The sequence below is a fragment of the Mucilaginibacter sp. P1_A3 genome (assembly GCF_056406855.1).
The window spans coordinates 55,550-71,048 of sequence record NZ_JBFTZJ010000013.1 but is presented as its reverse complement, the minus strand read 5'-3'; the positions used below and the strand labels follow the sequence as shown (position 1 = coordinate 71,048).

The window sequence follows — 15,499 nt, the reverse complement described above, 5'->3', positions numbered from 1 at the left end:
CGGGCTAATTGTCGTTATAAATTTTACAATGGCCTTTGTCATAAAATGCATTAATCATGTAAAATAGCTCATCATTATTTACCAATTTATCAATATCAATAAACTCGATTGGTTTTATAATTTCTATAAGTTTTGTCTATATCGTGCAAGCTTTGGTATATTTAATCGTCCCTTTATATTGATTTAGTACTTTTGAGTTTATTATGATTAAAATGAAATCCCTCAAAAATCTAAAATATAAAACACCGGTTTTTAAAAAAGACCAGCCCGACGATACCTATAAATTTAAGCCACTGCCTGCCCCATCTGGCAAATACCCCTACCATTTGGTATTGAAAGATGTTTTACCCCAGGTAAGTGATCAGCACATGGCATTCCACATGATTGGGGACACAGGAGGCGTTGGCAACCCGGCATTGCAGCAGTTAATAGCCAATACCATGGCCAGCCAATGTAATAAAGAAAGCAAACCGGATGACGGTCCGCAGTTTTTATATCATTTGGGAGATGTGGTTTACCATTACGGAGAAGCAGAACAATATGATAGGCAATTCTTTCAATCCTTTGGCAACTACCCCGGTCCCATTTTCGCGATAGCCGGGAATCATGACAGCGATATTAATCCCTTAAGCACTCATCCCTACAAAAGTTTGGATGCCTTTACCAAAGTATTTTGTGATACCACATCGCGGCCTGTTGCTTTCAGCAATCAAACCAAACGGAAAAGCATGGTACAGCCCAATATTTACTGGACCATGGAAACGCCTTTAGCTACCATAATTGGGCTATATAGTAACGTGCCTAAATTTGGTGTTATAACCGAAGAGCAAAAAAACTGGTTTATTGAAGAGCTCCGCTCTGCCAGCCCCGATAAAATGCTGATAGTTTGTATACACCATGCACCCTATTCGGCAGATATCAATCATGGCTCAAGCCTGCCGATGATCACTTTTTTGGAGGAAGCCTTTGAAACCGCAGGCAAAAAGCCCGATATTGTTTTCAGCGGCCATGTGCATAATTATCAAAGATTTTGCAAAAATTATACTGATGGCAAAAGCATATCCTTTGTGATAGCAGGTGCAGGTGGCTTTGATGAGTTGCACCCCGTAGCCACCACAGATGATGATCGTTTTACAGCCGATATTCCACAACTTGATGATGTTAAACTGATGAACTATTATGATACAGGGCATGGCTTTCTGCAAATAGGCATCAATAAGGAAGAAGACGGCATATCACTTAACGGCAACTATTTTAGCATAAACCCCAATGAGGAAATTACATTGGTCGACTCCTTTACCATTAGCAAAAGCATCAGGCAAAAAAGCCTTGAGGCTTACGCCTGAAGGCTTTGAACATTATTTGTGCCCCCTCACATTTCAAAACGCCAGGCCGCGATAAGCAACCCGTATTAACAGATTACTTATCGCGGCTTATAGCAAAAGGCTTATTATTTTATTTTTAAATCGCTCCCGGCTATATCTTCCCAGCGGTAATAATGAAAAGTTCTATCGTTACTCATTACTACAAAAATACCGTGTTTAAAGGTGTCGTTAAGCGGTATCGCTACAACATCCGATCCATCGCTTTGGCGTGCGGCAACATTTGCCACTTTTATTAAACGATGTTCAAAAGGATTGCTTTTGGTGCCCTCCCGGTTAAATACCTGGAAACGATTAGCTCCCTGATCTGACACCAAAATATATCCTGTAGTATCAGATAATTTGTAAATGGAGATTCCTTCGTGATCGGCCAGGAAACCGCTTGTTCCAAATATAGCAAGCTGCTTATTCCCCTTTTCAGGATCTGCATAGTATTGCCTTACACCAACCTGCTCGTCCGAGTAATAAATATAACCCAGCTCATTATCTACCGCGATAGATTCAATCTCCTTTTTGCCGCTATACTCACCAAACTTACGTACAAGCTGCGCCTTTACATTACCGGTACCATCATCGGTAAGTAAGTACTGCCAAATGTATCCCCCTTTTAATGGGCCATTTTTACGACCTACAATAGCGAACATCTTACCATTTTTTGCCGTATAAATGGATATCCCCATCAAATCGCGGTACTCGTTACCCGTTTCACCGGCAAATGCTTCAATACCTCCGTTATCTACCGGTTTCAAATCTGGAAGGGAATATATACGGAGCTTATGCGTCATGCGTTCTGTAGTAATGGCAATATCCGTTGGCTTTCCGTTTAACATTAAGCCGTAGGCAATATCCACGTTATTGGGGCGCTTAAGCCCTTTCACGGTTTTGTTAGCTAATATTTTACCTTCCAGGTTAAAAACATAAAGCGCGCCATCACTGTTTTTATCCGTGCCAATGATCAAACTTTGCGCAGGATCATTGCGGTTAATCCAAATTGCCGGATCATCGGTATCAAATTCCACCGGATCTGTAACAACAACGGGCTTTATCTCCGGCGAATTTATGCCCGGTAAATTGAGATTGATTTTATTGGCAGTAGTTTGTCCGCATGCCGTGTTAAAGAGTAATAAAGCAAATGGCCCTATATAGAAAATATTAAATCTGTTCATTCAATTAAAATACCAGGCGGTTGCTATGCAGCAACCGCCTGTGGTGAATTATAAATTATTTTTACTTTGTTCCGAAGGCGCCTACAAAGCTTGATGGATCAGGAGATTTATAGGTTATACCATTTACAATAATACCTGCCGCGTGGTGCCTGGTAAAAGTAGTTATGCCTTTTGTTAACGCCGGCGAACCTGCTTTTAGATGAAAATCCCAGCTGGTATTAAAATCAGCGTTGCTGGTTGATGTACTCAAGGGATAATTTACAAACTGCGGATCATTAGCGCCGGCAGTTTTGCCAATCACATCATTTACACCTGCCACAATTTCGGCACTGGGCTGAAACTGATTAACCGTAGCCTGGTCAAACCCATAATACCAGTTATTGCTATATACAGATCGTTTATCCTCGGGCTTCTTGGTATCTCTTTTAACTCCAAAACGGGTATTGGCAAAAAGGTTATTATATAAATCGGCACGCACTGTGCTTTCCAGCCAAACAGATCCTCCTTTGGCGGTAGGCCTTCTCCAGCCCGTGTTGATCATAGTATTATTATAAGCTATAATATAAGCCTGGGGCACACGGTCGCCTGTGTTTGATAGTTTAAAGGCATTGGTATTGGCACTGTATACCATGTTATAGGCCAAATCTGCCAAACATCCCGATTTAAAATTCATGGCCTCGCCACCGGTAATGCCTGTGGTGTAAAATAAGTTGTTGGCAAAAATCACTTTTCCACCTTCTATATAGGTACAATCTTCGTTAAAGTTCCTGATGATGCTATTTACTACTATAAGCTTTCCGTTAACGTTTGAAAACCACAATGCAGGTAAATTTTCGCCGCTTACCGCCTTGTACAAGCCCTGTTTTACCGATGTTGAAGCATCAGAGGTTGTAGAGCCGCCGTATTCCAATATGGTATTATCAAGCACCAGCTCGGCACAACTTGGGGCAGCAAGTATACCTCCCCATAGCCTGCCAAATTTTTTGGCTGTTGTTTTATAAGCATCGTTTACGGTAAATTTTACCGGGTTTTCTGCTGTACCATAGGAGTAAAGATTTCCTTTTACAATAATTTCGGGCTTGGCAACAGTATCCATCACTACCGTTACACCCTCTTCAATAGTTAATGATTTTCCGGCCGGGATAATAATATCGCCCTTGATCATCTGTGTACTTCCTTTTGCCCATACACCCGATACCTCACCAATAGCCGATCCATCAGCCGGCGTAGTATCAACATCAATATTTGCTTTTTGGCAACCTGCAAAAATCACAACCGATAATGCGAAACCTGCAAAAATTTGTTTTAAGTTCATTTTATATATTTTTAAATGATGATGTTTTTATAATTTATACCTGATACCTAACAGGTAACTTTGTTTATAATAGTCCTCGCGGATTAACGTTTGCCCGTTTGACACAAGCTTCTCCTGAATTTTTAAATTCTCGGGATTGGTGCCTTTGATGAACAGTTTGGTTGGTGTGTTAAGCAGGTTTCCCGCCTTTAAAAACACACTTAAACCACTTTTAAATCTTTTTTCGGCCGAGAAGTCCATCTGTATAAAGCCTTTCTGCCACAGGTCATTATTTAAAAACTGTGAAACTGTATTGATACGTTGCCCGGTATAAGCACCGGCCAGCTGTGCATCCCAACCTTTTTTGGTATCCTTATAGAGTAAAGAAATATTAGCAATATGGGCCGACTGGCCGTAAAGCGGGCGTGATTGCTCAACCGAAACGGCCTCTACATCACCTGTTGAACTGTTAATTACCCTTGAAGTTTTAGGCGTGGTAATGCGTGAGTGGGTATAGGTATAGTTGGCCTTGATACCGAATTTATTAAAGAATTTAATGTAATCAATCTCTGCACCATAGTTACGCGCGGTACCAAAATTACCCGGACTATAATAAATATCCTGTCCACGGGTGGCATCTGCCTGGAAGGTGTATTCAATAGGATCTTTTATAGATTTATAAAAGCCCCCTACCAATAATTGCTCAGATGCATCAGGGAACAGTTCATAGCGTAAATCAAAATTATCTGCTTTGGCGCGTTTCAAATCCGGGTTACCGCGTTCCTGGTATTCTTCGTTTACTACCTTGCTTGGTACAATTTCATAAAAGCCCGGGCGGTTAAGCGACTTGAAGTATGATGCATGCAGCTGGTCTTTATCGCCCAGTTTATATTTTAAAGTTAAACTTGGCAATACATCGGTATAAATCTGGCTTCCTTTAGGTTTTAGCTCACCAGCCGGAAACAACAGGTTATATGCCTGGTTGGTATGCTCAACCCGGGCGCCACCAATTACCTGCAAAGCATTAGCCGTAAATTTAAACATACCGTAACCAGCGCTTGTTTTTTCAGAAGCATCATAGGTTAATGGGTTATTTACAGCGCCCCCTGGATTTTGAACAGCCCACGCTACATCGGTATAGTTTTGAAAATCGGTACCATACAATGCCGCGGTGTTGACCGGGTAAAGGGTGTAGTTATTAAAAAAACTGCTGCGTTGCTTATCTCTGTACAAGCCGCCTGCCGTAAAATCAACATTTACATTACCAACAGGTACGGTGTAGGTGATATCCAAATAACCAGATTTATCTTCATCGGTGTTGCGTTCCCAGCGGTGGGTGCTTTGATCAACCACGGTACGCCTGTCAACATTATTATCACGTACGCCACTCAGTGAAATGGTTGTATTATCGGGCACATCTTTTTTGGCTGATGAATAAACTGCAGACCATTGGATCTTTAATTTGTTATCAAATAGCTTATGATCGCCATGCAAAGTGCTATTGTATATTTGCTGCTGGGTTAAACGGGTACGGGTGGAGTAACCTAATTCCGCATCACCTGCCGAAGGATTATAACCGGTAGAGTAATTGGTAGATACCGCATCTCTGGTTTGGATGTTATCCAGTTTTACGTATACGTTATACAAGCTCAGTTTATTGTTTTTATCAAACACGTAATCAACCTTACCGTGTAAGCCATAACGCTTTTGCTGTTCTGAATATTGACGCTTACTTTGACCCGTGATTACGGCATACTGATCGGTACTGTTTACCGCCGAACTATAAAAGGTACTGTTACTGCCTCTGTAGGTATTTTGGTAGCTGCCCGCCAAAATAACGCCCAGCTTATCATTAAAAAATCGCTGCCCTATTGATAAACTCCCTACCAGGTTTGGAGCCGGTTTCTTTGAATCATAGTTTAATGTGCCTTTAGGAAAATCGGTTTGGGTTGCCTGGAAATTTTTGCCCCCAATTTCATAAGGCGACTTGTGGTTTATGGCCGATGATTGGTAACCGAGGAAATTACGGTCGAAAAACAACTGGTTGTACCCGCCTGCTAAATTGGCATTCACCTGGAAACGGCTTGGTGCATCTTTCATTACCATGTTAACTACCCCACCAACGGCATCGCCTTCCAGGTTGGGGGTAAGGGTTTTGTATATTTCAAGCCTTTCCAATAAATCGGCAGGGAATATATCAAGCGGAACATAGCGGTATTGATTATCGGGACTTGGGATTTTAACTCCATTTACCAGGGTATAATTGTACCGTTTATCCATACCTCTTAAAATAGCATACTGCGCGTCGCCATTGCTGTTACGCTCTACCGACACTCCGGATACACGTTGGATAGCGTTGGCCACAGTCAAATCGGGTGACGCCTCAATAGCCCGGCCCGATACTATATTCATAACCTGCACAGATTGCTGCTCAATACGGCGGGCCTCATGCTCGGCCGATCCATCTTTTTTTGATGTTATGGAAACTTCCTGTAAATCCTTTCCGTTTGCCTGCATGTAAATTTTCACATGTGGGTTATCTTCTTTTTTAATATCAAGTTCCTTAACAACCGTTTTATAGGATAAAAAAGAAACACGAAGAGAAAATGAACCGGCAGAAACACCCTTGAGTTCAAAAGAACCATCGAGCCCTGTCGAGGTTACTTTATTGGCCTTATCAAGAATAACTGTTGCGCCAACAAGTGGCTCACCCGTGCTTTGATCATAAACATGACCTTTTAATGTAGTAGCGCTTGCGGCAGTTGCGCAAAACACAAATACCAATAATAGCTGTATAAGTTTATTCATTTTTAAATTCGTTTATTCAACAATGTTTATTCGTTTTTTTGTGGCGCAAAGGTGTAACAGCCAAATGCAACAATGAAATTTAGGCTGTTACAAAAAGTATACACCGTTACATATGCCATATACAACATAGCAACAAAAAGACACAAGTAATTAACAATCAAATATTTACATCATTAACAAAACGCCATTATCATTTAGTTACCGTTACATTAAGATAATATTAAGCGATTTATTGGGCTAAACTGCACCCTTTGAGCATAAAGGAATTAGTTTTAAAGCGTTTGGATAAACGCGGATAGGTTATCGCCCTGGTTAAGGCTAAGTTTTTTACGCAGGCGGTATCTGGACACCCGCAGGCTATCCATAGATATCCCTAACAGGGTGGAGATGTCTTTAGAGTCGAGGTTAATCTTAAGCAGGGCGATCAACCGCATATCTGCCGAGGTAAGTTCATTACTATGTTTCTTCAGATCTTCAAAAAACCGCTGGTGTACCTGCTCAAACACGGCAGTAAACTCTTTCCAGTGCTGTTCGTGGTTAAAGCTTTGGTTTATCTGGTGAATGATCTGCTGCATCTGTTTCTTCTGATCGCGTTTATCCTCCTTAACCATTTCCTGGAGGGTATTACGCAGGCTCTCCAACAGCTGATTATTTTTTATCAGGTTTAAAGTATGGTTGGATAATTCTTTGCTTTTTAGCTCCAACTGCTGCTTTAACGTTTCTTCCTGCAGCTGTTTGTTTTTTAGCTCCAGGTTCATCAGTTCATGCTGGGTTGCAAAAATCGATTCCTTTTGGGCCGCAAGTACGCGTTGATCTTTAATTTTTAAACGTTGCCTGCTAAAAATAACCAGGCCCAAAACAACCAGTAAAACAACCACAATTATTTCGGCAATGGTAATTACCTGGTTGGTTTTACGGATGCTGTTTAACCTTGATATTTCATCGCTTTTTTTATTTATATCATAAAGCACCTGCAAAAAGGCTGTTTGGTTCACCCCTTCTTTTGAATAAACCTCCAACGAATATTTACGGCTAAGCTCAATATAATGGTAGGCGCTATCCAGCCGGTTCAATAGTTTGTAAGCCTTGCCCAAGTCCCGACAGGCGGCCGCAAGCTGATAGGTATTACTGGTTTGCTGCGCAAGGCTTAATGCTTTGTATGATAGTTTTAAGCTTTCTTCATACTTGCCGGTTTTGCGTAATATATCGCCAAGGTTATTAACAACCTCAATGCTGCCTATTTCATTATTAACCTGCTGGTAAAGCAGCAATGATCTGTTGAAACAATTATAAGCAGAATCATACCGGGCCTGATCTTCATAAATGCTGCCTAAGTTTTCATAGATCTTTGCAGCTCCTTGTTTAAAGTTGATTTTTTGATACTTATTTAAAGCAAGGTTTTGGTAATAAAAAGCACTATCATACTGCTGATGCTTTTCGTAAAGATGACCGATATTTCCAAAAACATCGGCCTCACCCTTTAAATTCCCGTCCTGTTTATATATGGATAGCGCTTTATCATATAATGCCCGCGATTTCCTGATCTCCTTATTATAATAATACAATATGCCCATCTGGCTCAAATTGGCCGCCAATAGTTCCTTATTGTTTGATGTCTCAAATATTTTATCAGCCCGTAAATAAAAATCAAGCGCCTGTGCATAATGCCCCTGGTTAAAGCAAATTACCCCCATTTGCTGCAAACAGATCCCGGTTGTTAAAACATCATTGCCCTCTGTAGCTGCAGCATATACTTTCTTCAAAATATTTAGTGCAGAATCGGGATGGTTTTGACTTATCGCCATTGTATTGGATAATTGCTTATCCTGGGCATGAAGGCCTGCTGGCAAAATTATCGTAAGCAGGCACAAGCAATTTATAACGAAATACCTTATAACCTGCCTGCCCGTACTTATCATTTTTTATATCTCGCTAATTTTTAATACAGCCTCAAAATACTAAAGCTTTTCCAAAACAAAGTAAAGTAATCAGTATGACGATAATGTTAACAGGCATTTTACATGAATGCAATACCAGACACATCGATTACAAGCCTTTTAATTGATCAAAAAGACGTTAATTTTATATAGGATTTAAAAAAATTGTCATCCTGAACGCAGTGAAGGATCTATTCGCAGACTGTGCAGGGCGAAGAAGCATGGCGAATAATAGATCCTTCACTGCGTTCAGGATGACAAATAGTTTTTTTTTAACACATCATAGGTATGCACGAACCGATAACGTCGGTTTATTTATTTTTAGACAGCCTCTTATAAATTGCAAATGGAAGCGATAAATAAAATGGATAGCGAATTGGGCGGGGCATCCTGGGAGCCGGGTAACCCGCCAACCTACTGGCTTACCCGGTTTGTAATTCTTCGTTTGTTAGGTGCAGTCTACGTTGTAGCTTTCCTGGTGGCAATTAATCAGATTGTTCCTTTAATCGGGTCTAATGGGTTGCTGCCGGTTGGCATTTACTTAAAACAGATAAGCGCCGCGCTTGGTTCTGCCCAGGCTGGGTTCCTGCGCCTGCCTTCAATCTTTTGGCTTTGGCATTCAGATTCGGCACTTTTAATTGCCGCCTGGCTTGGGTTGATACTTTCCTGCGTATTAATGGCAGGTTATGCAAATGCGCCGTTGCTTGCTGTACTCTGGTTTCTGTACATGTCTTTCGTTCATGCAGGGCAGGATTGGTATGGATACGGCTGGGAGATCCAACTCAGCGAAACTGGATTTATAGCCATCTTCCTATGCCCGCTACTGGATCCGCGGCCATTTCCCAGGTACCCGCCGCCTATGCCCATCATCGTTTTGTTCCGATGGCTTATCTGCCGTATCATGCTTGGTTCCGGGTTGATCAAGTTTCGCGGCGATAAAGTATGGCGCGATGGTACCGCCTTATATTACCACTTCGAAACACAACCCATTCCCGGTCCGTTGAGCCGGTGGCTTCATTTCATGCCGCATACCATGCTCAAAATTGGTGTATGGTTCAATTGGCTGGCCGAGCTTGCTGCACCCTGGTTTGTATTTGGCCCACGCCTTGTTCGGCACATTGCCGGAGTTATTATCGTGTTATTCCAGTTCACCATTATCCTCAGTGGCAATCTTTCGTTTTTAAACTGGCTTACCATCATCCCTGCCTTAGCCTGTTTCGATGATGGTTTCTGGTCGGGAGTTCTTCCCCGCGCGCTGGTTCATAAAGCGGCAGCCGCTGCCGGTCGAGAAGAAGAATCTCAACCTATGCAAATCACCGCCTGGGTTATTGCCTGCCTTATTGCCATCCTGAGCATTCAGCCGGCCCTTAACATCCTATCTCCGGCGCAAATCATGAACACCTCCTATGATCCTCTTGACCTCGTGAATACTTATGGCGCATTTGGAAGTGTGGGACGAGAACGTTTGAATGTAATATTTGAAGGAACAATGGACGAGACGCCCGACGACAAAGCCAATTGGAAACCCTATATATACAAAGGACTGCCTGTATTACTTAACAAACAACCGCCACAAATAGCTCCCTACCAGTTGCGCTTAGACTGGCAAATGTGGTTTGCCGCAATGTCATCTCCCGATGAATACCCCTGGACGCTGAACCTGATGTGGAAACTGCTTCACAATGATCCCGGTGCTGTAAATTTATTTGCTGACAATCCCTTTCCCAACCAGCCACCGCGATATATCCGGGCAGTGTTGTACCGTTATAAGTTTGCGAAACCAGGCAACCCACAAGGCCTTTGGTGGAATCGCGAACAAATCAATATCTGGATTCCACCTACTTCGGCAAAAGATCCGCGCCTGGTTAAATTCTTAAAAAGTGAAGGTTGGATACCTTAATTGGGGTAAACTCAAATAAACGGCTGTTTATCAAAATGGAGAATTACCCGGCATTCCTAATTCAGCGAGGCCATAAATATTATACAAAAAATGAATAATTTTGAAGTCGTCCCTGCATGGTCAACAAACCGGTTAAACCAGAAAAATGGAAGCGAAAGAAATATTAAAACAGCATATTACCAAAACAGCCCCATTGACCGATGAGCAGTTTGATTATCTTTTTACCTATTTCAAACCGCAATCTTTCAAAAAAGGCCAGGTATTGATCAGCGAAGGTGAAAAGGTAAATCACGAATACTTTGTGATCTCCGGCTGCTTAAAAGCCTTTTTCATTAACGACGAGATCAAAATGTACATCCTCCAGTTTGCTATGCCTACCTGGTGGACATCGGATTACGGCGCTTTATACAACCAGACCAAGGCCACCATTAGTATAGATTGTATTACCGACGCAGAAGTACTTTGCCTTTCTAATCACGACCGCGAAAAAATATGCAGTGAGCTTCACCAGGCCGAACATTTTTTTAGATGGAGGACCAACAGAGGATACCTCGCTTCGCAAAAAAGACTGCTATCATTTATGAATAATGATACCAAGGCCCGTTATGAAGAATTGCTTTCATTATATCCGCAGCTGTATAACCTGGTGCCCAAACACCTTATAGCAGCTTACCTCGGCGTTTCCAGGGAAACGTTGAGCAGGCTTTACAATGCCCATAAATAAGCCGCGTACGAATGTGATATACATCACGTAGCTACCCGAAGTTTCCTCCTTTCCTTTGTACTATCAAATCATTAACGATTGATAACATAAAGAAATGGAAACTAAAAAATTTGAAGTCGCAAGTGCTCAAAGCGACATAGATTGGACCGGCAGAAAAGTAACCGGAGCTCACAATGGTACCATCTCCATTAAAGGAGGTACACTTACCTTGAATGATAACAGGCTTAGCGGCGGAAACTTCATCATTGACACCACCTCTATAAAAATACTGGATGTTACCGATCCGGCTACCAATGCTCAATTTGCCGGTCACCTGTTCTCTGAAGATTTCTTCGCTACAGAAAGCTTCCCTGAAGCCACATTTAACATTACCAGTACCGACTATATCAGCGATGGTAAATACCAGATAGGTGGTGATTTAACTATTAAAGGCATCACCCACCCTGTTAGCTTCACTGCCGATGTGTTTATTACAGATAAGGCTATCACTTCATCGGGCAAAATTATTGTTGACCGTATTAAATACGACATGAAGTTCCGTTCGGGCAATTTTTTCACAAACCTGGGCGATACACTTATCTACAATGAGTTTGAACTTGATGTGAAATTAACAGCCCTTGCTGTTCTTTAATTTAACAGCCTAACAGCTGAAAACAACTTTCAAAAACAATTTTAAATAAGATCATGAAAACACAAACAGTTATAGTAACCGGCGCCTCAACAGGGATTGGCAAAGCCATCGCCGAGATATTTTTACAACACGGACATAACGTAATTATTAACGCTGCCAATGAAAACAATTTAAAGGCAACCTTTGATGAACTGGGGAACCACGACCGCTTAGCCATGGTAACCGGCGACATTAGCAAACCGGCAACAGGCCAGTTACTTGTTGATACAGCGGTAGCACGCTTTGGGGCAGTTGATGTACTGGTAAACAATGCCGGCATATTTGAACCGAAACAATTTTTAGATGTAGATGAAGCCCATCTTGACCGCTTTTTAAATATTAACCTAAAAGGTACATACTTCACCAGCCAGTCGGCCATCAGGCAAATGCTGGTACAAGGCGAAGGTTCGATCATTAACATCGGCACCGTATTGGTTGACCATGCTATAGGTGGTTTCCCTGCTACAGCCCCAATTTCAAGCAAAGGTGGGATCCATGCTTTAACCAAACAATTGGCTACAGAATTTGGAAAAAACAACATCCGTGTAAACGCTATAGCGCCGGGTATTATCAGAAGCCCGTTACAGGCTAAAACAGGCGTAAGCGATGCCGATAGTCTTGCCGGCCTTCACTTACTTAACCGTATTGGCGAAACCAGGGATGTTGCAGAACTGGCCCTTTACCTGGCAGGCAGCAATTTTGTAACCGGCGAAATCATCAACCTGGATGGCGGGCACGTATCCGGTCACCATATTGCATAACGATCTGATAAAGCAAATAGATAAACAGCCATGCAAAAGAGCCAAATAACCCTTTGCATGGCTGTTCATCACAAAAACGAAAACAATGAACACTTATAGAGATAATGCAAAAGCCGTAGCAGCAGTATTATCCACCTACTTTGATGGCATTTTTTACGGGGATGTAGCGCGGCTCCGCGGCACTTTTCACCCGCAGGCATTGGTAGCCGGCGATATAAACGGACAGCCCTATTTTAAAACCCTTGATCAGTACCTGGAAGGTGTTAAACTCCGTAAAAGCCCGCATGAACTGAATGAAACATTCGGTATGAAGGTATTGGCAATAGAGATTATAAATTCCATAGCTTTTGCTAAGGTTCATGTACCTATGTTTGAGTTTAATTATTATGACCTGCTTTCGCTAAACAAGATTGATGGTAAATGGGTTATTGTTAACAAATTATTAACGCATGTAAATGTTTAAGCCATGTGGAACCAAACAAAAATCACCCAACTTTTAGGTATCAAGTATCCTATATTGCTGGGCCCAATGGGTGGGGACTTTTCAACACCCGAGCTTTTAGTAGCAGTATCAAACGCGGGCGGGCTGGGAAGCCTTGGAGCCTACACCCTTACCCCCGAACAAATACTGGAAACCAGCCAGATCATCAGGAGTAAAACAGATAAACCCTATAATATCAACCTATGGGTATCTGATGTTGATGAACGCCTGACCAATTTCTCTGCAGAAAGCTTACAAAAAGTGGAGGCGTTGTTTAAGCCTTATTTTGATGAGCTGGGCATCCCCCTGCCAGAACTAAATACCAATATTCCATCCAAATTCATGAAGCAGGTAGAAGCTATCTTCCAGATAAAGCCAGCTGTATTCAGCTTTATATTCGGAATTCCGCCAAAAGAGATATTGGATGAAGCACGCAGATTGGGTATCAAAACCGTAGGCGCGGCCACTACTATTGACGAAGCATTAGCTTTGGAAGAAGCGGGTGTGGATGCGATAGTTGCTGCCGGCTTTGAAGCAGGAGGCCACCGCCCATCATTCTTACGGCCGGCTTATGATTCTTTAACCGGAACATTTGCCCTGGTTCAACAATTGAAAAGCAAAGTAAAAACACCCATCATTGCCGCGGGTGGTATTGCAGATGGTAAAGGCGTTGCGGCTGCATTAACGCTGGGTGCCGATGCTGTACAGTTGGGAACGGCCTTCTTGATTACCGATGAATCAAACGCCACACCTGTTCACAAGGCCAGGCTAATGTCCGACGAAGCTAAATATACGGTACTATCCAAATCCTTAACCGGCAGAATGGGCAGAATGATCCGTAACCGCATTACCGAAGAGGTTAAATACGAAACCGAAGTACTGCCGTTCCCACTCCAAACCCGCCTGATGGGACCTTTAAGAGCGGCGGCAGTTGCTCAGGGTAAAACAGACATGATCAATTTTTGGTCGGGACAAAATGCGGTTAGTTTGAAACATACCAAAGCGGCAGAGTTAATGCAGGCACTGGTAACAGAAACACAGCTTATCCTTCAGCGTTGACCGGACTGAGGTAAGCACCTATTTCGCCGGCTATTGATAACATGGGATAGGGGTTGGCCGAATATCTGGGCTAATTATATTTTCTTTGGCTTTGAATTATTAAAAAATAGACGAAACCTCCTCCAAAGTGGTCACACAATGCACATCAGCCATAAAGGAGGTCTGTTTTTTTAAAGTGTAATGGCCGCAAAAAAAAGGCCTATCTTGGGGAAATTATTCGAAAGCCTTTAGGTAAACCAGGAGGCTTTTTTGTATTTCAATGTTATTATATTTATTCGTGCTACATAAAAAACCGCAACCATTTTTAGTAAAATATTTCAAATGGATTTCTTTGGGGCTGTTATTACTAATATTGGCCTTTGTATACTTTATTCCGAGAGCCATAAAGTATCCCGACTATTCGCCAATTGGCTGGATAGTTTTCATAATAATTTTTTTTATAATCCCAGTTTTACTATTCATAGTTCTAATAACATTTACAAAGCATTTGCAAATGAGCGCTACTTTGGCTATCGCATCTGCTTTAATAGTTGGTCCAACATTCGGGCTTTTTCAGGAGCATAGAGAAAAGTTGGAGCTGCAGAAATGTGGGGTCTGGACTAAAGCTATATTAATTAGCAAAGTATTTCGTAATGACAGATCCGGGAAAAAATGGACTGCTAAATATCAATACACGGTTAATCAAACTATTTATCAAACAAACTATCATGACAAGAAAGATCAGTTTACCGGGAGAGACACTATTGAAATAATTTACAGTAAAGAATTTCCTAAAATATATGCACTTGACTACGAATGGGAGAAGTAAATGGAAACAAAAAGGCAGCTAACCATCCTCCATATACACAATACAAATCAGCCATAAAAGAGTTCGGCTTTGAAGCGCCAGGGTCACAAAAAAGCACGGTAGTACTCAAAACTACCGTGCTTTTATATTATAACTAACTGAATTTAATCAGCAGATTCATTTTTTAATAAAAAGCGAAGCGGGCTAATTGGCCCGAGTGGGATGAAATCAAACCCCATCATGCCGGCTATACCTAAAGGGAGTTTTTCCAGCAGCCGGTGTGCCTCGGCGGGGCTTGTAACGTTCATGATAAATACCACTCCGCTGATATCCGGCTTAACATACCACTGCTCAATTGCCCCGGTTAGATAAAGGTTTACCGTGGCGGGCACCTCTTTGATCATTACCGGAAGTCTATCGCTCTTTATTAATCCTTTTTCTGTCCAGCTGCCTATGGCCAGTATTTTTGTTGTTGGAGTACTTAGGTCTACTAAAATTTCTGCACTGCTATTTTCTGTGTTCATGATATA

13 protein-coding genes are annotated in these 15,499 nt (G+C 42.0%); 8 read left to right on the top strand and 5 right to left on the bottom strand.

All coding sequences use genetic code 11. The features are described 5' to 3' along the window. The first annotated feature begins 212 nt into the window (after positions 1 to 212). Positions 213 to 1,346: a metallophosphoesterase family protein gene (locus AC1D0K_RS25210; RefSeq protein WP_477392151.1), complete on the top strand. Its 1,134-nt coding sequence runs from the start codon at positions 213 to 215 to the stop codon at positions 1,344 to 1,346. Positions 1,347 to 1,450: 104 nt separating this feature from the next. On the opposite strand, the gene AC1D0K_RS25205 is transcribed toward AC1D0K_RS25210, so the two are convergent. The 4 genes from AC1D0K_RS25205 to AC1D0K_RS25190 form a co-directional block, all read right to left on the bottom strand. Next, positions 1,451 to 2,548, bottom strand: coding sequence for a phytase (locus AC1D0K_RS25205; RefSeq protein ID WP_477392152.1), 1,098 nt, complete (start codon positions 2,546 to 2,548; stop codon positions 1,451 to 1,453). Positions 2,549 to 2,609: 61 nt separating this feature from the next. Further along, positions 2,610 to 3,863 (bottom strand): right-handed parallel beta-helix repeat-containing protein, encoded by a 1,254-nt coding sequence (locus tag AC1D0K_RS25200; RefSeq protein ID WP_477392153.1) that lies wholly within the window; start codon positions 3,861 to 3,863, stop codon positions 2,610 to 2,612. A gap of 27 nt (positions 3,864 to 3,890) precedes the next feature. Further along, entirely contained in the window at positions 3,891 to 6,650 is a 2,760-nt protein-coding gene (locus AC1D0K_RS25195) for a TonB-dependent receptor (RefSeq protein WP_477441856.1), read from the bottom strand. A gap of 272 nt (positions 6,651 to 6,922) precedes the next feature. Then, positions 6,923 to 8,500, bottom strand: coding sequence for a tetratricopeptide repeat protein (locus AC1D0K_RS25190; RefSeq protein WP_477441854.1), 1,578 nt, complete (start codon positions 8,498 to 8,500; stop codon positions 6,923 to 6,925). Positions 8,501 to 8,933: 433 nt separating this feature from the next. Between AC1D0K_RS25190 and AC1D0K_RS25185 the strand changes: the two genes are divergently transcribed. The 7 genes from AC1D0K_RS25185 to AC1D0K_RS25155 all read left to right on the top strand — a co-directional run bounded on the left by AC1D0K_RS25185 (position 8,934) and on the right by AC1D0K_RS25155 (position 14,990). Further along, positions 8,934 to 10,487 carry a lipase maturation factor family protein gene (locus AC1D0K_RS25185; RefSeq protein ID WP_477392156.1) on the top strand — a complete coding sequence of 518 codons (1,554 nt, stop codon included), beginning with the start codon at positions 8,934 to 8,936 and terminating at the stop codon, positions 10,485 to 10,487. Between the two features lie 145 nt (positions 10,488 to 10,632). Next, on the top strand, positions 10,633 to 11,211 hold the full coding sequence (locus AC1D0K_RS25180; protein ID WP_477392157.1) for a Crp/Fnr family transcriptional regulator: 579 nt from the start codon (positions 10,633 to 10,635) through the stop codon (positions 11,209 to 11,211). Between the two features lie 94 nt (positions 11,212 to 11,305). Beyond that, the gene (locus tag AC1D0K_RS25175) at positions 11,306 to 11,842 is read left to right on the top strand and encodes a YceI family protein (protein WP_477392158.1); all 537 of its coding nucleotides are present in this window, start codon (positions 11,306 to 11,308) and stop codon (positions 11,840 to 11,842) included. Between the two features lie 53 nt (positions 11,843 to 11,895). Further along, positions 11,896 to 12,642 (top strand): SDR family NAD(P)-dependent oxidoreductase, encoded by a 747-nt coding sequence (locus AC1D0K_RS25170; protein ID WP_477392159.1) that lies wholly within the window; start codon positions 11,896 to 11,898, stop codon positions 12,640 to 12,642. Positions 12,643 to 12,727: 85 nt separating this feature from the next. Further along, entirely contained in the window at positions 12,728 to 13,105 is a 378-nt protein-coding gene (locus tag AC1D0K_RS25165; RefSeq protein ID WP_477392160.1) for a nuclear transport factor 2 family protein, read from the top strand. Positions 13,106 to 13,108: 3 nt separating this feature from the next. Next, positions 13,109 to 14,182: an NAD(P)H-dependent flavin oxidoreductase gene (locus AC1D0K_RS25160; RefSeq protein ID WP_477392161.1), complete on the top strand. Its 1,074-nt coding sequence runs from the start codon at positions 13,109 to 13,111 to the stop codon at positions 14,180 to 14,182. Between the two features lie 493 nt (positions 14,183 to 14,675). After that, positions 14,676 to 14,990: a hypothetical protein gene (locus AC1D0K_RS25155; protein WP_477392162.1), complete on the top strand. Its 315-nt coding sequence runs from the start codon at positions 14,676 to 14,678 to the stop codon at positions 14,988 to 14,990. A 143-nt stretch (positions 14,991 to 15,133) separates the two neighbouring features. Here the strand turns inward: AC1D0K_RS25155 and AC1D0K_RS25150 are convergent, their stop codons facing one another. Beyond that, the gene (locus AC1D0K_RS25150; protein ID WP_477392163.1) at positions 15,134 to 15,493 is read right to left on the bottom strand and encodes a hypothetical protein; all 360 of its coding nucleotides are present in this window, start codon (positions 15,491 to 15,493) and stop codon (positions 15,134 to 15,136) included. Positions 15,494 to 15,499 lie beyond the last annotated feature (6 nt).